The following is a 17,352-nucleotide window of genomic DNA, read 5'->3' on the forward strand; positions in this document are numbered from 1 at the left end:
CGTTCGAGGCGCCGTCGGCGGCCAGCAACACGATCACCGCGCGCAGCACCACCTTCTGCGGGGTGTTGCCCGCCCGCACCCGCCGCTCGAGCTCGACACGGTCGACGTCGTCCAACGCGACCTGGAACGGACTGACCATCACCACAGCAGCACCATCAGGTCACATTCACCACACATGCGCCAACCTTCGCGTGCGACACCCCCTAGGTTGGTGACCGACACGGGTGGTCATCGGGCACGATGAACACTGTGCCGACACCACCGGAATCGACGAAGAACTCGCTGCGCCTTCGGTTGTTCGACCATGCTCGCGCCCGCTGGCCGCAACTGCGTGACGTCGACGCCCGATTTCGAGGATCCTTCGCCTACGTCGATGCGACACTGCCGGACGGCACCGTCCTACCGCTGATGCGGCTGCGTTACGAAAAATCGGCCCGCTCGTGGGGATTCGCGATCCACCTCGCCAGCAGCGGCAAGTACCAGGACTCGATCCTGCCCAGCGGCGACTTCGCAGGCACCCCCGAGGACGCCCTCGACTGCGCCTGCGGGCTCTACCTCGCCGACCCGACCGCCTGGCAACAACCCCCGACGAATTAACGAATCAGACCACTTAGGTCCGGAGCCGAACCAGGGCCGAGATTGGACGATTCTGAAAATATTCGCGACCGTGATGCAGAATGAGGCGGTGCTCGACGAGATCGACTACCAGATCGCTCACGCGCTGCAGATCGCCCCGCGCGCGCCGTGGGGCGCGGTGAGCGAGGCGTTGCAGGTCAGCCCCGTCACCGCCTCCCGGCGCTGGGACAGACTCGTGCAGGACGGTGTGGCATGGGTGATCGCGTACCCCGGGCCGTCGCTCCTCAACGCCCAGTGCAGCGCATTCGTCGACGTGACCTGCGAACCCACTCGACGCGAGCATGTGACCACGTTGCTGACGACGGTGCCGCAGGTCGCGAGCATTCAGGTCGTCGCGGGTGAACAAGACCTGTTCCTGACGGTGATGGTCGCTGACCTCCGTGCACTGTCCGAGTGGATCCGGAACGACCTCAGTCGCGTCGACGGTGTTCGCGGAATCCGAACGAAGATCGTGACGCGCATTTACGGTGAGAGCGTGCGGTGGCGACTCGGGTCGCTCAGCCCGATGCAACAGCACGTGCTCAGTCCGTACGTGCCCGACACAGGCACGATGACCCGGCCACCCAGGGCAGACGAGCAGAGGCTGATGACGGCCCTCGCTCCCGACGGGCGGCGGTCGGCCGTCGAACTCGCCGAGCAGATCGGTGTCAGCGCACCCACTGTGCGAAAGCGTCTCGACCGACTCGTGAGTGAGGGAATCCTCTCGGTCCGTTGCGAAGTCGCACACGTCCTCAACGGCTGGCCGGTCACCGCCACGATCTGGGCGCGCGTTCCCGCGAAGTGTCTCGACACGGTGGGACGTGATCTCGTCGAGTACCCTGAGGTCCGTGTCTGCTGCGGAGTGACGGGACGGTCCAATCTCGTGCTCACGGTATGGCTGCGCCACGTCGGCGATCTCCAGGTTTTCGAAACCCGCTTGGAGAGAGAGCAACCGGAGCTTTCGGTTGTCGAACGAGAGGTGACGTTGGAGACCGTGAAACGGCTGGGAGCAGTGCTCGATACCGGCGGTCGCCGCGTCGGCACGGTACCCATAGAGCCGTAACTGTTGCCGCAATCTCGGTCGGTGACGCGCTCCGCGTGAGCAGCGGCGGCGATGGCGATGGCGATGGCACAATCGACCCGCGCGACGCCGGGCGTGGAGGCAATGGAGGGGGCGCGCTGCGAATCGAGGCAGTCGTGCTCTACCGAGAGCATTCCCCGGTCTACCCGATCTGCCGATTCACTGAGCCCATGCCGCCTCGGCGATCCAGTACTCGCTTCCGTTGGCGCTGATTCCGCGTTGCCAGTCGGTGGTCCGTCTCAGGTTCGGCTCGACGCGCGCGGTAGCCGCGTCGGCGCCGTCCGGTCCGTCCTCCCGGGTCTGCCAGTGGACCCAGTTCACTTCGTTGCCGTCCTCGTCGTGCACAAAGAGGTCGACGTGGTGCCACCCGTAGCGGTGGGTGTCGGCGTAACAGGTCAGGAATGTCCGGTGATGATGCGAATAGTCCACGGGGTACCTCCGGGCCGCGGTGGTGTTTCCCACCACGCTAGAACCGGACCGCGCCCAACGGAATCCAAGAAACCTTTACCCGTGTGGGGGTCGGCCGCTCAGTGGTTCGGATCGGCGGGCAACGTGAACGTGAAGACGGCCCCGTGCGGATCGTTCTCGCGTGCGGTGAGTGTCCCACCCTGGCGGGTGATGATGCGGTGGCTCAGTGCGAGCCCGATTCCGTGACCCGTGGACTTCGAAGTGAACGCGCCGTCGAAGATTCGGCCGTCCGGGATGTGCGAGAGCCCCTTGCCGTGGTCCTCGACGCTCACGACGCCCTCCGTCTCGGTGACGTCGGTGCGTACCGTCACGATGCGGTCGGCTGCCGGCCATTCCGCCATCTCGTCGATCGCGTTGAAACAGAGGTTCAGGATGACCTGCCCGGTGAGCACACGTTCGCACACGACGGCAACCGTGTCGTGCGCACGGAGGTACTCGACGCGAACTCCCTTCTGCCGCGCCCGGATGTCGATGAAATACGCGCATTCGTCGACGATGTCGTTGAGATCGACGATCTGCTGTGACTCCTCGAGTTGCGTCACGTATTCACGCAGACTCCGGACGATCTGATTGGCCCGGTCGATCTGCTTGCGCGCCTCCCCCAGGCCCCAGCTCACCTCGTCGTGACCGGTCCGGCCGTCGTCGAGGCGGCTCTGCGTTCCGGCGATGAAATTGGTGGCGGCCGCGAGCGGCTGGGCCAACTCGTGAGCGATGGCCATCGCCATGTCGCCCATCGCGTTGTAGCGGGCCAGGTAATTGAGGTACTGCGAGTCCCGTTCGTGCTCCTGCTCGGTGCGGACGTGTTCGGTGACGTCGTGGAAGAGCAGCAGGTGGCCGCTCAGATCGTTCTCGATACCGATGTGCTGGCAGCTCCCCGCATGCCACCGGCGCTCCTCGGCTGACAGTTCCACCTCGTAGCGCAGGCTCTGGGAGCCCCCGTCTGCGGTCGTCAGTTGCAGGGCGCGCCGCACGCTCTCCCGTGACTGCCCCGCCCGGCAGAACTCCGTGAAGCGTTCGCCGACAAGCGATGCCACCGGAACCTTCAGCAGCTGCGACGCCGCCTCACTCGCGTACGTGATACGGCTGTCGTCGTCCAGGACGAGGATTCCTTCGGCCATGTTCCGCAGGAACGCGGCCAGGCGGGCCTCGGTGCGGGTGAGGTCGGCCTCGGTGCGGGTGAGGTCGCGACGCATCGACGTTTCCTGCTCGATGTCGCGGAACTGCACCATCACCACGGTCCGGGCGCTCAACTCGACCCGGATCGCGATCGCCTCCGTCAGGATTTCTCGCCCGCTCTTCGCGCGATACGTCCATTCGATGACCGCCGCCCCGTTGTCGACAGCCTCCTGCAGCCACCGCCGTCCCACCGACCGGCGGTACCGCTTCGCCGGGGAACTCATGTCGGGCGCCTTGAGCGGTTTGAGTTCCTCGACCGTGAACTCGAGCAGTTCGGACGCAGCCCGGTTCGCCCAGAGGATGTCCTTGGTGGCCGCATCATGGACCAGGACGCAGTAGCGAAGGGACTCGACGAGTCGTTCGTAGTCGGACGGCGCGAGATCGGACAATGCGGCCTCCTTCGGCTCACCTCGAGTCTACTGAGCGGACGGACCGCGGACACGATAGGGAAATCCTTTACTCCGAGGCGACATCTCTGCACGTCCGCGGGAGGAAGCACCGATTGAGTGATGCCCGCCACCGCAATAGCGTGAATTCGACACGAAAAACGCATCACCCCTTCTACTTCGCGTCGATCGGAGTATTTGATGACCAACGCACCGACCCTCGACACGACGGACGCCTCCGCGAACGGGACGCTGTCCTTCGAGGACGTCCTCGAGCACGTCGCAATGCGGCGGGAAGAGTTCGCTCGCCAGAAGTTCGTGCCTCGCGACATGATCGACGAGTTCAAGCAGATCGGCATCTACCGCGCGGCGACCCCCCGCCGATTCGGCGGCGACGCGCTGCCCCCGAGCGAGTTTCTGCGGATGATCGAACGCATCTCCGCGGTGGACGCGTCGGCGGGCTGGGTTGCGAGCTTCGGCTCCGCCCTCGTCTACCTGGCGGCACTGCCGCTCGCGACACAGGCGGAGTTGTACAAGGACAGCCCGGACCTCGTCTTCGCCGGCGGACTGTTCCCGGTCCAACCCGCCGAACAGGTGCCGGGTGGTCTGAAGATCACCGGGCAGTGGAAGTTCGCCAGCGGATGCAAGGGTGCCGACATTCTCGGTGTCGGAATCCGCGGCGGCGACTCCACAGCCGGAAAACCCCGCACCGCCCTGCTGTGGCCGAAGGACGTCGAGATCGTCGAGAACTGGGACGTGGTCGGCCTGTCGGGTACCGGAAGCCACGAACTGAAGGTCGACGGCGTCGTCGTCCCCGAGGATTGGACGTTCATCCGGGGCGGAACCCCGACCGTCGACGAACCCCTCTACCGCTACCCCTCCATCGCGTACGCCGCCCAGGTCCTGGCCGTCGTCAATCTCGGAGTGGGCCGCGCCGCGCTCGACTACGCGATCAAGGTCGGTGCGGGACGCACGGGAATCACCGGAGCACCCAAGCTCGCCGATCGCGCCTACTACCGCATCGACCTGGCCAAGGCCGAGGCGACGCTGAGGTCCGCCCGTGCCTTCTTCTACGAGGTCACCGACGAGGCGTACGCCACGGTGGTGGCCGGTAAGCCCGTCCCGGACAAGCTTGCGGCGCTTCTTCGCCTGTCCTCGACGCACGTGGCCAAGGCGGGCGCCTCCGCCGTGCACACCGCATTCCAGTTGTCGGGCACCGGGGCGATCTACGACGGCAACGCGATGCAGCGGTATATGCGCGAGGCCCTGGTCCCGCCGCAGCATGCCTTCCTCGGCGACGGCATCTACGACAGCGCCGGTGCGGTGCTCATGGACATCCCGCCGTTCCCCGGCTTCATCTGACCACCCCGTTTCAATCGAGGAGACCAATCGTGAGTGACACCAAGACCGCACCGCTGCGAGTCCTGTTCTGCATCGGCATCAATCAGAACTTCTTCGACCTCCCGACCGGCCAGGGCGGGCTGGTGTGGAAGGCGTTCTCCGGGATGATGGACGCGGTGGCCGAGACACCGGGCGTCCGGGTGATCGGCGACATCGACGACGACAGCCACCTGGTCGGACCGTCGGACGGCTGGCCCTGGACCTGCTACATCCTCGCCGACGTCGACACCCAGGAGACCGTCAAGGCCGTCTGCAACCTCTTCCGCACCACCCCGGTCGGCGAGTACACGCTGTGGCGATACGCGAAGATCGAAGCCCGCATCGGCCGTGCGCTCACCGTCCGCGAAGACGTCGACCTCGGCGTGTGAGGAAAATGCACTCTGCGACCGCGACCGAGCGCATCGAGAGCCGCGAGGCCGTTCACCGCGTGATGTGCCGCTACATGGAACTGTGCGATGTTCCCTCCGTGGAGTTTTCGGTCGAGGAACTCGCCTCGCTGTTCACGCCCGACGCGGTGTGGGAAGGGATCGGCGCCGAGTACGCGCGCAAGTTCGGCACACGTCGGGGCCGGCCGGAGATCGTCGGAATGCTCACCGCGTACCTTCCACCAAACTCCCATTTTCGGGGAAATGTGCACCTGCTCGGGAGTGAGCAGATCGACGTGGACGGCCCCGCGGCGCGGGGGCGGTGGATCATGCAGCAGCTGTCGCGATACGAGGACGAATCGGCCGAACTGCTCGTCGCACGCATCACCGCCGAGTGTGAAGTGCGGGGCGGTATCGCCCGAATCAAGCACTTCACGACCGAGAAGCTGTTCGTCACTCGGCTCGACGAGGCGACACGACTGCTCGAATCGAATGGAAAGAGAACGTGATGACCACTTCCCTGGATCCCACCACCACTACAGACACCAACTTTGCAGCCCTCGCCACGGACGACCGCGTGGACGGATCGCTGTACACCGACCCCGACATGTTCGAGGCGGAACTCGAAAGGATCTTCTACCGCACCTGGGTTTGGGTTGCCCACGAGAGCGAGATCCCCGAGGCCGGAAGCTACAAGATGGCGACCATCGGCCGGCAACCGGTGATCGTCAACCGCGACCGCAAGGGGAACTTCAATGTCCTGCTGAACCGGTGCCGCCACCGCGGGGCCAGCGTCTGCGAGGTCCCCAAGGGCAAGGCGAACGGGTTCACCTGCCCCTATCACAGCTGGTCGTACGCCCTCGACGGGCGACTGCGCGGAATCCCGTACCCCGATGGTTACGACGAGGACCTCGACAAGAAGGACCTGCCCCTGCAGAGCCTGCGGGTGGAGTCCTACGCCGGGATGATCTTCGCCAGCTTCAACCCCGACGTCGAACCCCTCGACGACTTCCTCGGCGACGCGAAGGTATGGATCGACCTGTTCATGAAGCAGGGCGCCGGATACCCCATCAAGACGCAGGGCGAACATTGCTTCCGCTTCCGCGGAAACTGGAAGATCCAGTTGGAGAACACCACCGACGGATACCACTTCCCGATCGTGCACCGATCCTGGATGTCCTCCGTCGACGCCGAGACCGCCGACATGCTCTCCTTCATGACCGACGACAACGCCGTGACCCACGCTCTCGGAAACGGCCACAGCGTCGCCATCATGGTCCCGGAGCACGTCGACCTGGACCACGACGACGGCACCGAGAAGATTCAGGCCCGTTTCGACCACATCGTCGAAGAACTGTCGAAGACGATGCCCGCCGACAAGGTCCGCCGCATCGTCCGCTCCATGCACGGCGCCGGGTTCAACCTCAACATCTTCCCCAACGTCGCGATGTCGATGTCGTTCTTCCGGGTCCTGCGCCCGATCTCGGTCGACGAGACCGAGATCCGGCACATCGCCCTCGGCATGGACGGCGGACCGGAGATCGTCAACCGCGAACGCCTCCGCATCCACGAACATTTCCAGGGCCCGTTCGGGTTCGGCAGCCCCGACGATTCCGAGGCCTGGGACCGGGTACAACGCGGATCCCGCGGCGCACCCGGAATGCCGATCATGGTGAACCGCGGTCTCAATCGTGAAGCGCTCGACAGCGACGGACACCGCACCTCGCACGTCACCGACGAGACCGGCATGCGCGAGGCCTACGCAATGTGGAAGAGGATGATGACCGATGAGGACTGATCTGATGACCGCCCAACTCGCCGACACCCGGGTACTGCAGGCGATCGAACTCATCTGGCACGAAGCGGCCCTCCTCGACGCCAAGGACTACCAGGCGTGGGACGCCCTCTGGACCGACGAAGGCCGGTACATCATTCCCATCGACCCGGACACCGACGACTTCGACGGATCCCTGAACATGGTCAACGACGACACTCGCATGCGGCGCATGCGTATCGAACGCCTGACCTCCGGATACTCGATGTCCGCGCTCGCCGCCGCCCGGACGGTCCGCACCGTCTCGCGGTTCACGGTCGAGGAGCGGACCGAGGACTCGATCACCGTGAGGTCCGCGCAAATCCTCGTGGGTTTCAAGCGCGACGATCAGCAGACCCTCGCCGCCGACGTCACGCACCGCATCCGCTACACCGAGAGGGGACCGCGGTTGGATCTCAAGGTCATCCGGCTGGTGAACTCGCAGGCAGCGGTCAACGCCTCCGGCTACCTGCTCTGACCAGCATTTTCCGAACCTCATCGATCGAACAGGAGCTCGACGTGGATTCTGTCGCAGTAGTCACCGGCGGCGGACGCGGCCTCGGTGCCGCGATCGCACACCAATTGCACGACCGCGGATACCGCGTCGCGGTCGCGGACATCGACAGCGGTGCCGCGAAAGAGACCGCGGCGGACCTGGATCCGGACGGCGACACGGCCATCGGCGTGGAGTTGGACGTCCGGAAGCGGAAGAGTTTCGAAGCCGTACGTGACCGGCTGATCCAGGAGTGGGGCGGCATCGACGTCCTCGTCAACAACGCCGGCCGGTCGCAGACGGGCACGCTGATGGACATCGCACCGGAGGAATTCTCCGACATCGTCGAGATCAACCTCAACGGCGCCTTTCTCGGCTGCCAGGTGTTCGGAAGCTATTTCGCCGAGAAGCGATACGGCAGAATCGTCAACATCGCGTCGCTGGCGGGACAGAACGGTGGCACGGCGACCGGCGCGCACTACGCCGCGGCCAAGGGCGGCGTCGGCACACTGACCAAGGTCTTCGCACGCGAACTCGCCCCGTCGGGTGTCACGGTGAACGCCGTCTCCCCTGGTCCTCTGGATCTACCGGTGGTGCGTGAGACGGTGCCCGCGGACAAGCTGGCCGCCATCCTCACCACGATTCCGGTGGGCACCCTGGGCTCGCCCGACTTCATAGCCGAGACCGTCGCCCTGCTCGCATCGCCGACGGCCGCGTCGGTCACGGGAGCCTGCTGGGACGTCAACGGCGGCCTGTACATGCGCTGACCCCGCTCCAGGGCGACGGGTCGCAGCACCGGAGGAAAAATCACCATGAGCATGTTCACTGTCACTGTTGCGGACATTGTCGAGGAAACGCCGGACATCAAATCGTTCCGGCTTGTTCGGACGGACGGTTCACCGTTCGACCCGTACCCTGCCGGCGCCCACATCGACATCCTCGGCCCCACCGAGGTCCTCACCCAGTACTCGCTGTGCAGTCCGCCGCACGAGTCCGAATCCTATGTGGTCGCCGTCAAACGCGAGACCGGACCCCGCGGCGGCTCGGCCGCACTGCACGATCGTGTGACGATCGGCAGCGAGTTGCAGATCAGCCGGCCGCGCACACTGCTCACGCTCGCCGAGGGCGCCGATCGGCACATCCTCGTGGCGGCGGGGATCGGGCTGACCCCGATGCTGAGTCTGGCGTTCGCGTTGCACCGGCAGGGACAACAGTTCGACCTGCACTACTTCGCGCGGACGAGGGCGCAGGCCGCGTTCGTCGAACTGCTGGAGAGCGCGGATCTCCGCCGGGACGTGCACCTGCACTTCGGCCTGACGAGGGACGACCAGCTCTCCGCCCTCGAGAAGATCCTGGCGGACGCGTCCGCCGCCACGCACGTCTACACCTGTGGCCCCGAAGGTTTCATGGATCGGGTGCGAGGGTTGGCGGAACCCGCTGTCGGGGAGGACGCGGTCCACTTCGAACACTTCGAGGCGGCGACGCCTACCGCGACCGGATCGGACACGGCGTTCGAGTTGGAACTCGACACGGGCGAGGTGTTCGAAGTGCCTGCCGGGAAGTCCATCGCCGACGTACTCGAAGAGAACGACATCGAGATCGACACGTCGTGCCGGGAAGGTATCTGCGGCACGTGCGTCCTGGAAGTGCTGGAGGGCGAGCCCGACCACCGCGACAATTGCCTCACCAAGAGTGAGAGAAAGGCGGGAGACAGAATTGCCGCGTGTGTGTCGCGCGCGAAATCCGGGCGACTACTCGTCGAACTTCCCTGAAGAGAACTGAATTATTTCAGGTGACGGCAATTCCGGCCTGCAGAATATCGCGTACGAGAACCGCGATGCTTTCCGCTCCGGTCTTTTCCTTGATACGGGTGCGATGCACGTCGACCGTCTTCACGCTGATTCCCAGCTCTTTCGCAATGTTCTTGCTCGGCAATCCGTCGAGGACGAGTGCGAGGATTTCCTTTTCTCGCACCGTCAGCGCGTCTATTCGTCCCTGCAATTCCGTTCTCGTCCGACGTTCGCCGAACCGTTGACGCGCAACCCGGAGCGCGTCCTGAATGACGTCGAGCATGTGCTGCGGATCGTAGGGCTTCTCGATGAATGTCAGCGCACCCCGCTGGAGGGCCCGCACCGACATCTTGATGTCACCGTGCGCCGACACGAAGATGATCGGGATCGGGGATTCGTCGGCGAGGAGTGCCTCCTGGAGTTGGAATCCCCCGACTTCCGGCATGCGGACGTCCAGTACGAGGCAGGCCGGGATGTCGCGGCGGTACTCGTCCAGGAACGACTGAACGGAGAAGTAGTACTCCGACGTGATGTTGACCGAATCGAGTAGCCATGCAAGCGATGCGCACAACTCCTGATCGTCGTCGACGATGTAAACCCGTGTTTCTTGCTGATCCATCGAATCCTGCCTCGCACAGATGGCTTGCTTCCTCGTCCAGTCAACACCGACCGTAACGGAAGCGGTAGGCAACTGAAGGAATCCCCTACTCGGATACGCGACTTACTGCGCGAAAGTAGCGTCGCCGCCAATGTTCCAGCGCACGACGCGCGTCATATCCTTCTTGCAGGAACGCCGGCGCAACGTGGTGACACGACTTCCTGTTCCAACTCATGGAGACGAAATGCCCGAACTCACAACCATGCAATCGATCTTCCGCACCGCCATGGCGAATCTGCCGGCCGCGGTCAACATCGTGACGACCGACGGCCCTGCCGGGCGCTGCGGAATGACGGTGACCGCCGTCTGCTCGGTGACCGACTCCCCGCCCACCGCACTCGTGTGCGTGAATCAGAACAGCGCCATGCACAACGTATTCCGGAACAACGGCCGAGTCGGTATCAACGTGCTCTCCGGCGACGACGAAGAACTGGCCATGCATTTCGCGGGCGCAACCCAAGTCGCGATGGCGGACCGGTTCCAGTGGGACATCTGGGAAGAAGACACCGACGACGGTGTTCCGATCCTGCGCGCCGCACACGTGGTGCTCGCCGGCCGGATCGCGGACAGCAAGACCGTGGGTTCGCATTCGGTGATGTTCGTCGAACTGGACCGCGTGCAGACGCGCGAACACGGCGACAGCCTCGTCTACTTCCAACGCAAATTCCACCGTTTGTCGGTTCCGGTCGAGTCCCCCGACTGGCTGTTCTACGACGAATGGTCCGATCCGATCACCGTGACGCCCGCCCTCGTTCCCGCCGCAGCCGGAGGTAAATAGCCATGGTCACCTCGTCACCGCCCGAACAAGTCCCACAGAATTCCGACCTGCAGGTGCTCGCAGACACGCGTGCCGCCTTGACGTTTCGTCTCAGCGCCCTGGTCCTCGCACTGTTCCTGCCCCTGCCGATCCTCGGTGGTTTCACCTCGCTGCTGGACGGCGTCGTCTTCAGCGGTGTCACCGTGGCGTGGCTCTACGCGGTCGCGCAATTCGTCGTCGCCATCGTCGTGGCCCGGTACTACATGGCGCGGGCAGCCGAACTCGACTCCCGGACCGCCTCGCCGGCGAAAGGATAACGCGCCATGAACCTCGTCTCAGCATCGCTTTTCGCGGCCCTCGTCGCTGTCACCCTGATGATCACCGCATGGGCTTCGAAGAGGAACAAGTCCGCCGCCGATCACTACGTCGCAGGCGGCAGCCTCACCGGCAGGCAGAACGGTGTCGCCATCGCCGGCGACTTCATCTCTGCCGCCTCGTTTCTCGGAGTCACCGGTGCGATCGCGCTGACCGGTTTCAACGGGTTCTACCTCGCGGTCTTCGTGCCCGTCGCGTTCGTCCTCGCGATGCTGCTGATCGCGGAACCCCTGCGCAACCTCGGCCGCTTCACGCTGGCGGATGTCCTCGCCACCCGGTTCCCCGGCAAGGACGTGCGGTCGATGATGGCGATCAGCACGGTGGTGATCAGCGTGGTCTATCTCGTGTCGCAGCTGGTCGGTGCCGCGCTTCTGGTGTCGTTGCTGTTCGACCTCGACTACGCCGTGGCCGTGTTGATCATCGGAACACTCACCACCGCGTACACGTTGGTGGGTGGAATGCTCGCCACCAGCTGGATCCAGATCATCAAGACCGGTCTCCTCATGGTCTGCGCCGTCGTGCTGTTCGTTCTCGTGCTGGTGCGCTTCGACTTCAATCCCTTCGGCCCGTTCAGCACCGCGCTCGCCGAGTTCGGGCAATCATTCGTCGCGCCGCAGCGCACGTCCGGTACCGCGTCGTTCGACCAGTTGTCGCAGACCGTCGGGCTCGTGCTCGGCGTGCTCGGCCTGCCGCACGTGATGATCCGCTTCCTCACCGTTCCGGACGCGAAGCAGGCGAGAACGTCCGCCTACACGGCGATTTGGATCTTCTTCGCCTTCTACCTGCTGGTTCCCGTGCTCGGTTACGGCGCCGCCAAGCTGGTCGGTGTCGAGGTGATCAGGTCCGAGAATCGGGGCGGCAACCTCGCGGTCGCGCAGCTCGCCGAGACAGTCGGCGGCGGAGTCCTGCTGGCGTTCGTCGCGGCCGTGGCGTTCGTGACCATTCTGGCCGCGCTGTCCGGCCTGGTGATCGCCACCTCCGGTGCGATCGCACACGACCTGTACGGGCAGGTGATCAGGAACGGATCGGTGTCGGCGAAGGCTCAGCACCGCGCGGCCCGCGTCGCGACGGTGGCCACCTGCGTCATCGGTGTCGCCATCGCATTCGCGGCGCAGAAGCAGAACGTCGCGTTCCTCGCGTCACTGGGCATGTCCATCGCAGCATGTGCGAACCTGCCGGCACTGCTTCTGACCATGTACTGGAAGCGCATGACGGCGCGCGCCGTCATCTCCGGCATCGTGGTCGGGCTCGTCCTGTCGGTCACCGTCATCCTGCTCAGCCCGGTCGTGCAGGGACCGGACTCCATCCTCGGATTCTCGAACCCGGCACTTGCCGTGGCACCCCTCTCGCTGGCGGTGTCCGTCATCGTCGCGCTGGTGTCGGCACCGTCCGGGGAGACGAAAGCACGAGCCGATCGCCTCTTCTCGGTGATGCGCACCCGAGCACTCACCGGGCAGACCGAGACGACGAACGACGACACGATGGTGGCGATGCAATGAAGACGGAACTACGGTCACCGAGCCCACTCCGGGACCTGGCCGAGCAGCTGGCGACGGGCGCGACAACGCCGATCGACGTGGCGGAGGCGGCACTCGCACGGATCGCGGACCTCGAGCCGGATATCCACGCCTGGGCCCACCTCGATGCCGACTCGGTGCGGTCCGCGGCCGCCCGGATCCAGGACAGCGGCCCGGACGGCGCGCTCTGGGGCGTGCCCGTCTGCGTCAAGGATCTCATCGACGTCGCCGGTATGCCGACGCGCTGTGGCAGTGAGCTGCGGAGCACGGAACCGGCGACGACGGACGCCGACTGTGTGGCACGGTCGCGCGCACTCGGCGCGCTCCCGTTCGGCAAGACCGTCACCACCGAGTTCGGGTATTTCAAGCCCGGCCCGACCCGCAATCCCCGCGCCCTGGGTCACACCCCCGGCGGGTCGTCGAGCGGCTCGGCGGCAGCGGTGGCCGCGGGCATGGTGCCGCTGGCGTTCGGCACGCAGACCGCGGGGTCGCTGACGAGGCCCGCGTCGTTCTGCGGAGTCGCAGGTTTCGTCACCGCCCACGGCGAATTTCCGACCGCGGGCATCACCGGGCTGAGTCCCAGTCTCGACACGGTGGGGCTGCTGGCACGAACCGTGCCCGATCTCCACTTCGCGTGGACCGCACTGCGCGACGGCACGCGGGCGCCCGTTCTCGAGCCTTCCGCTCCGCGCCTGCTTCGCCTCTGGAGTGGGTTCGAGCTCGGCGAGGTGTCCCGAGAGATGACGGCGGCGCTCAGGACTACCGCTGATTCCGCCGAGTCGGCGGGGATCGGGTGCCGTGAGTTGGACGCCGCCGCAAAGATTGTGGCACTGACGGAACACCACCACACCGTGATGGCGTACGAGGCGACCAGGGAACGCGCCGCAGAGGCCGCGCAGACCGACAAGATCAGCACACCCCTCGCCGAACTGTTCGCCGCGGGGGCAGCGACCGCAGAGGCCGACTACCGTGCCGCCCTCGCCGGAATCCGCGAGACCCGACAGCTGCTGCTCTCGACGTTGGACGAGGACGAAGCAATCCTCGGGCCCGCGGCTCTCGGCGCCGCTCCACCCGGGCACGACGCGACCGGAACGCCCATCCTGAGCCGACCGTGGCAAGCCATGGGTCTGCCGGTGGTCACCATCCCCGGGAAGTGTGACAGCACGGGTCTTCCCCTCGGATTACAGCTGATCGGGCGTCCCGGCGCCGAGCACCGCTTGTTCGAAACAGCAGCGTGGCTGGAAGCCGTACTCTGACAACGACAGAAGGTCGTCAGTCGACGAAGATCGACGGTTGGCGATCCTTCCACGGCGCAGCCTGCTCCAACTGCGCGGCCACCTGCAGCAGCAGATCCTCTCTGCCGGTGGCCGCGACGAGCTGGACGCCAATGGGGAGGCCCTCCCTGCTCAGCGCGAGCGGCAGGCTGACCGCGGGATACCCGGACACGTTGAACGGTGCCGTGAACGGTCCGAACTCGAAGATGCGGCGTAGCCACGAGCGCAGGATCGCCGCACCCGTGGCGATCGCAGTGAGTGTCGACGCCTCGACGACGTCCTCCGCGTCGAATTGCGGGCGCGTCTCGGTCACAGTGTGGCCGATCCATTCGAGGATCTTGCCTGCGGCGATCGTGGCCGCCGATACCTGCATCTCGACCGAACTCCCGCCCCACGGCTCGGTCGTCAGGGCCACCCGCAGACGGCCGGGATCGGCGCGCATCGTGTCGGCGTAGCGACCGGACTGCGCCGGGGCGGTGTACTTTTCACCGACCGGCGGGGCGGCGACGGCGTCCAGCAAATGGGCCGTGTCGCGGATGGTCCGGGTGAGGGCGAACTCGTAGATGTGCCCGAACCCCGCCTCACCGACCAGTGGGCCGCAGGGGATTCGGCCGCGGCTCGGTTTCAGGCCGACGAGCCCGCAGCACGAGGCAGGCACCCGGAGCGAACCGGCGCCGTCGTTGCCGTGCGCATCGTCAGTGCGCCGAGGTCGGCATCGGCCTGCGCGATCGCGACGCGCGCAACGGCTTCGACCTCCGTTGCCGTCACCTCACCGGCCCGGATCAGCTCACTCAGACCGACGGCGTCGAGCCCGGTGTACTCGCGCAGTTCCAGCGGTCCCACTCCTCAGGTCGCGACGACCGATTCAGTGTGACCCGGAGGGCCGTGCGGCGCGACCGAATTTCTGCCGCCGTCACGCAGTGATCGACAGCAGTTCCTGTTCGCGGAAGGCTCGCGGCGAGACCCCGTACGTCTCCTTGAACAGCCGCGAGAAATGCGACGAGTTGACGAGACCGTATCGGGCACAGATGGTTCCGATGCTGTCGCCGCGGAATCGGACGTCCTTGAGATCGCGGCGGCACTTCTCGAGCCTGCGGTGGCGGATCCACCCGGCCACCGTGTGTCCGTCCGCCTCGAACATCTTCTGCAGGTGCCGCGTCGATACGTGGTGGTGGGACGCCACCGTCGCGGTGTCGAGTGTGGGGTCGTGCAGGTGCGCGTCGATGAACGACCTCACACGTAGCAGCAACGACGCGCCGGGAGCGGTGGCGTCGGCGGGCGCCTCCGATTGCACCGCGGCACTGAGCAGGTCGAGCACCGCATCCTCGACGAGGGGGGTCGTCGGCATGGTGCCGGTGACGACGGAGTGGTGGAGGTTCGTCAGGAACGGCGAGACGAGCGCGCCCATGCCGGTGCTGCCGTGGATGCGGCGCGCGGAGACGGTGCCCAGTTCCCGCGAGGCGATGCGCAGTAGTTCGCGGGGAAACATCAGCACGAACATGCTGAACTCGCCCGCGAAGTGAAGGTCGTACGGCTTGCTGGTGTCGTAGACGGCGAAGTCGCCGGGCCCGAGCACGGCCTCTCGATCGTCCTGGACGATGACGCCGCTGCCCGACAGTTGCAGGCCCACCTTCACCAGGCCGGGGTCGGACCGCTTGATCGACGTGCGGGTCCGGCGGACGTCGACCGCGTGCCCCCCGACCTCGCTGAGCTGCAACCCGCCGAGCGCGGTGGTGCGCAGGGTCCCGGTGAAGCGCCCCGGCCCGTCCTCCGCCGTGGACGCCACGGCGAGCGGGACGAACGCCATGGAGACGGCCTGACGCCAGTGCTCGAACTGCCCGTCGTCACGCGCGGGCCCACCACCGAGACGCACCTTCGATCACCTCACAGAGCGGAGCGGTTGTCGATCAGTCGACGTGCCTTACCGAGTGAGCGTTCGAGGTCGCCGGGAGCGACGACGTCGACCTTCACGCTCACGCCGATCCTATTCTTCACCAGCTTCTGCAGTTCACCCGCGGCCCGTGCGTGGTCGTCGGTCACGGCATCCGGACGCGATTCCACCCGCACGGTCAGCTCGTCCATGCGGCCCGGGCGGTCGAGGATGCACTGGAACTGGGGTGCCAGCGCCGGCACCGCGAGGATCAGTTCCTCGATCTGGGTGGGGAACAGATTCACCCCGCGCAGGATGATCATGTCGTCGGTGCGTCCGGTGACCTTCTGCATCCGCCGCACCGACCGCGCCGTTCCCGGCAGCAGCCGCGTGAGGTCGCGGGTGCGGTACCGGATGATCGGCATGGCCTCCTTGGTCAGCGACGTGAAGACGAGTTCGCCCTCCTCACCGTCGGGCAGCACCTCCCCGGTGACCGGGTCGATGATCTCCGGGTAGAAGTGGTCCTCCCAGATGTGCAGGCCGTCCTTGGTCTCGACGCATTCCATCGCGACACCCGGACCCATCACCTCGGACAGTCCGTAGATGTCGACGGCGTCCATGTTCAGGTGCTTCTCGAGTTCGCAACGCATCTCCTCGGTCCACGGCTCCGCTCCGAACACACCGGTCCGCAGCGACGTCTTCGACGGATCGATGCCCTTCGTGATCATCGCGTCGACGATCGTGAGCATGTACGACGGGGTCACCATGATCGCGTCCGGCTCGAAGTCCTCGATCAGCTGGATCTGGCGGTCCGTCATGCCACCGGACATCGGGATCACCGTGCAGCCCAGCCGCTCCGCACCGTAGTGCGCGCCGAGGCCACCGGTGAACAGGCCGTACCCGTATGCGATGTGCACCTTGTCCGTCGGCTTCACGCCACCCGCCCGCAGGCTCCGCGCGACCAGATCGGCCCAGTTGTTCAGGTCGCCCGTGGTGTACCCGACGACCGTCGGACGTCCCGTGGTCCCGGAGGACGCGTGGATGCGCGAGACCTTTTCCTGCGGCACCGCGAACATCCCGAACGGATAGTTCGCCCGCAGGTCCGCCTTCGCCGTGAACGGGAACTTCGCCAGATCGGACACGTCCTTCAGGTCGCTCGGGTGGACACCGGCGTCGTCGAACGCCTGCCGGTAATGCGGAACGTTGGTGTACGCGTGGAGAAGTGACCACTGCAGGCGTTCGAGTTGCAGCGATGAGATCCGGTCGCGCGTGGCGAACTCGATGTCCTGCGAGGGGGTGGCGATACTGGTCAT

General features: G+C 65.8%; 20 protein-coding genes. 13 read left to right on the top strand and 7 right to left on the bottom strand.

The annotated features are described in order from the left end of the window. The first annotated feature begins 249 nt into the window (after positions 1 to 249). Positions 250 to 597 (top strand): hypothetical protein, encoded by a 348-nt coding sequence (locus QM806_RS29805; RefSeq protein WP_283293783.1) that lies wholly within the window; start codon positions 250 to 252, stop codon positions 595 to 597. Between the two features lie 73 nt (positions 598 to 670). Then, positions 671 to 1,678, top strand: coding sequence for an Lrp/AsnC family transcriptional regulator (locus QM806_RS29810; protein WP_218960726.1), 1,008 nt, complete (start codon positions 671 to 673; stop codon positions 1,676 to 1,678). A 177-nt stretch (positions 1,679 to 1,855) separates the two neighbouring features. On the opposite strand, the gene QM806_RS29815 is transcribed toward QM806_RS29810, so the two are convergent. Both QM806_RS29815 and QM806_RS29820 read right to left on the bottom strand, forming a co-directional pair. Then, positions 1,856 to 2,125 carry a hypothetical protein gene (locus tag QM806_RS29815; RefSeq protein WP_043793924.1) on the bottom strand — a complete coding sequence of 90 codons (270 nt, stop codon included), beginning with the start codon at positions 2,123 to 2,125 and terminating at the stop codon, positions 1,856 to 1,858. A gap of 98 nt (positions 2,126 to 2,223) precedes the next feature. Continuing rightward, the gene (locus QM806_RS29820; RefSeq protein WP_133985298.1) at positions 2,224 to 3,729 is read right to left on the bottom strand and encodes a PAS domain-containing sensor histidine kinase; all 1,506 of its coding nucleotides are present in this window, start codon (positions 3,727 to 3,729) and stop codon (positions 2,224 to 2,226) included. Between the two features lie 198 nt (positions 3,730 to 3,927). On the opposite strand from QM806_RS29820, the gene QM806_RS29825 reads away from it, so the two are divergent. The 7 genes from QM806_RS29825 to QM806_RS29855 are packed head-to-tail and all read left to right on the top strand — an operon-like array spanning position 3,928 to position 9,570. Continuing rightward, positions 3,928 to 5,088: an acyl-CoA dehydrogenase family protein gene (locus QM806_RS29825; RefSeq protein WP_005255969.1), complete on the top strand. Its 1,161-nt coding sequence runs from the start codon at positions 3,928 to 3,930 to the stop codon at positions 5,086 to 5,088. A 29-nt stretch (positions 5,089 to 5,117) separates the two neighbouring features. Continuing rightward, positions 5,118 to 5,495 carry a hypothetical protein gene (locus tag QM806_RS29830; protein WP_005255968.1) on the top strand — a complete coding sequence of 126 codons (378 nt, stop codon included), beginning with the start codon at positions 5,118 to 5,120 and terminating at the stop codon, positions 5,493 to 5,495. Between the two features lie 5 nt (positions 5,496 to 5,500). Then, the gene (locus QM806_RS29835) at positions 5,501 to 6,001 is read left to right on the top strand and encodes a nuclear transport factor 2 family protein (protein WP_005255967.1); all 501 of its coding nucleotides are present in this window, start codon (positions 5,501 to 5,503) and stop codon (positions 5,999 to 6,001) included. Beyond that, positions 6,001 to 7,290, top strand: a complete 1,290-nt coding sequence (locus QM806_RS29840) for an aromatic ring-hydroxylating oxygenase subunit alpha (protein ID WP_005574578.1) — start codon at positions 6,001 to 6,003, stop codon at positions 7,288 to 7,290. The genes QM806_RS29835 and QM806_RS29840 overlap by 1 nt, the downstream gene beginning before the upstream one ends. After that, positions 7,280 to 7,783 carry an aromatic-ring-hydroxylating dioxygenase subunit beta gene (locus tag QM806_RS29845; RefSeq protein WP_005255965.1) on the top strand — a complete coding sequence of 168 codons (504 nt, stop codon included), beginning with the start codon at positions 7,280 to 7,282 and terminating at the stop codon, positions 7,781 to 7,783. Before QM806_RS29840 ends, QM806_RS29845 begins: the two co-directional genes overlap by 11 nt. Positions 7,784 to 7,824: 41 nt before the next feature. Next, a complete protein-coding gene (locus tag QM806_RS29850) occupies positions 7,825 to 8,565 on the top strand; it encodes an SDR family NAD(P)-dependent oxidoreductase (RefSeq protein WP_005255964.1) in 741 nt (246 codons plus the stop codon). 45 nt (positions 8,566 to 8,610) lie between these two features. After that, complete coding sequence (locus tag QM806_RS29855; protein WP_005255963.1) at positions 8,611 to 9,570, top strand: PDR/VanB family oxidoreductase; 960 nt, start codon at positions 8,611 to 8,613, stop codon at positions 9,568 to 9,570. Positions 9,571 to 9,586: 16 nt separating this feature from the next. On the opposite strand, the gene QM806_RS29860 is transcribed toward QM806_RS29855, so the two are convergent. Next, positions 9,587 to 10,207, bottom strand: coding sequence for a response regulator transcription factor (locus QM806_RS29860; protein WP_005250795.1), 621 nt, complete (start codon positions 10,205 to 10,207; stop codon positions 9,587 to 9,589). Between the two features lie 223 nt (positions 10,208 to 10,430). Between QM806_RS29860 and hpaC the strand changes: the two genes are divergently transcribed. From hpaC to QM806_RS29880, 4 genes are read left to right on the top strand one after another with little or no spacing between them, the layout of a single operon-like run. Beyond that, positions 10,431 to 11,024, top strand: a complete 594-nt coding sequence (gene hpaC, locus QM806_RS29865; RefSeq protein WP_005574581.1) for a 4-hydroxyphenylacetate 3-monooxygenase, reductase component — start codon at positions 10,431 to 10,433, stop codon at positions 11,022 to 11,024. 2 nt (positions 11,025 to 11,026) lie between these two features. Then, positions 11,027 to 11,320: a DUF485 domain-containing protein gene (locus QM806_RS29870; protein ID WP_054245636.1), complete on the top strand. Its 294-nt coding sequence runs from the start codon at positions 11,027 to 11,029 to the stop codon at positions 11,318 to 11,320. Between the two features lie 6 nt (positions 11,321 to 11,326). Next, positions 11,327 to 12,877 carry a solute symporter family protein gene (locus QM806_RS29875; RefSeq protein WP_283293789.1) on the top strand — a complete coding sequence of 517 codons (1,551 nt, stop codon included), beginning with the start codon at positions 11,327 to 11,329 and terminating at the stop codon, positions 12,875 to 12,877. Continuing rightward, a complete protein-coding gene (locus QM806_RS29880; RefSeq protein ID WP_120660310.1) occupies positions 12,874 to 14,151 on the top strand; it encodes an amidase in 1,278 nt (425 codons plus the stop codon). The genes QM806_RS29875 and QM806_RS29880 overlap by 4 nt, the downstream gene beginning before the upstream one ends. Positions 14,152 to 14,167: 16 nt before the next feature. Here QM806_RS29880 and QM806_RS29885 read toward each other — a convergent pair whose 3' ends face one another. The 4 genes from QM806_RS29885 to paaK form a co-directional block, all read right to left on the bottom strand. Further along, entirely contained in the window at positions 14,168 to 14,827 is a 660-nt protein-coding gene (locus tag QM806_RS29885) for an amidase family protein (protein WP_064080432.1), read from the bottom strand. After that, on the bottom strand, positions 14,794 to 15,012 hold the full coding sequence (locus QM806_RS29890; protein ID WP_005566108.1) for a hypothetical protein: 219 nt from the start codon (positions 15,010 to 15,012) through the stop codon (positions 14,794 to 14,796). The genes QM806_RS29885 and QM806_RS29890 overlap by 34 nt, the downstream gene beginning before the upstream one ends. A gap of 70 nt (positions 15,013 to 15,082) precedes the next feature. After that, positions 15,083 to 16,042 (bottom strand): AraC-like ligand-binding domain-containing protein, encoded by a 960-nt coding sequence (locus tag QM806_RS29895; protein ID WP_283293791.1) that lies wholly within the window; start codon positions 16,040 to 16,042, stop codon positions 15,083 to 15,085. 11 nt (positions 16,043 to 16,053) lie between these two features. Next, positions 16,054 to 17,352, bottom strand: coding sequence for a phenylacetate--CoA ligase PaaK (gene paaK / locus QM806_RS29900; protein WP_283293792.1), 1,299 nt, complete (start codon positions 17,350 to 17,352; stop codon positions 16,054 to 16,056).

The sequence above is a fragment of the Rhodococcus sp. IEGM 1351 genome (genome assembly GCF_030056875.1).
Taxonomy (GTDB): Bacteria; Actinomycetota; Actinomycetes; order Mycobacteriales; family Mycobacteriaceae; genus Rhodococcus_F; species Rhodococcus_F opacus.

Bases quoted from the DNA above. Each gene is read 5' to 3' on its own strand.
- QM806_RS29810 (WP_218960726.1), top strand. From the start codon at position 671: ATGCAGAATGAGGCGGTGCTCGACGAGATCGACTACCAGATCGCTCAC.
- QM806_RS29825 (WP_005255969.1), top strand. From the start codon at position 3,928: ATGACCAACGCACCGACCCTCGACACGACGGACGCCTCCGCGAACGGG.
- QM806_RS29835 (WP_005255967.1), top strand. From the start codon at position 5,501: ATGCACTCTGCGACCGCGACCGAGCGCATCGAGAGCCGCGAGGCCGTT.
- QM806_RS29840 (WP_005574578.1), top strand. From the start codon at position 6,001: ATGACCACTTCCCTGGATCCCACCACCACTACAGACACCAACTTTGCA.
- QM806_RS29845 (WP_005255965.1), top strand. From the start codon at position 7,280: ATGAGGACTGATCTGATGACCGCCCAACTCGCCGACACCCGGGTACTG.
- QM806_RS29855 (WP_005255963.1), top strand. From the start codon at position 8,611: ATGAGCATGTTCACTGTCACTGTTGCGGACATTGTCGAGGAAACGCCG.
- QM806_RS29860 (WP_005250795.1), bottom strand. From the start codon at position 10,207: ATGGATCAGCAAGAAACACGGGTTTACATCGTCGACGACGATCAGGAG.
- hpaC (WP_005574581.1), top strand. From the start codon at position 10,431: ATGCCCGAACTCACAACCATGCAATCGATCTTCCGCACCGCCATGGCG.
- QM806_RS29870 (WP_054245636.1), top strand. From the start codon at position 11,027: ATGGTCACCTCGTCACCGCCCGAACAAGTCCCACAGAATTCCGACCTG.
- QM806_RS29875 (WP_283293789.1), top strand. From the start codon at position 11,327: ATGAACCTCGTCTCAGCATCGCTTTTCGCGGCCCTCGTCGCTGTCACC.
- QM806_RS29880 (WP_120660310.1), top strand. From the start codon at position 12,874: ATGAAGACGGAACTACGGTCACCGAGCCCACTCCGGGACCTGGCCGAG.
- paaK (WP_283293792.1), bottom strand. From the start codon at position 17,352: ATGACCAGTATCGCCACCCCCTCGCAGGACATCGAGTTCGCCACGCGC.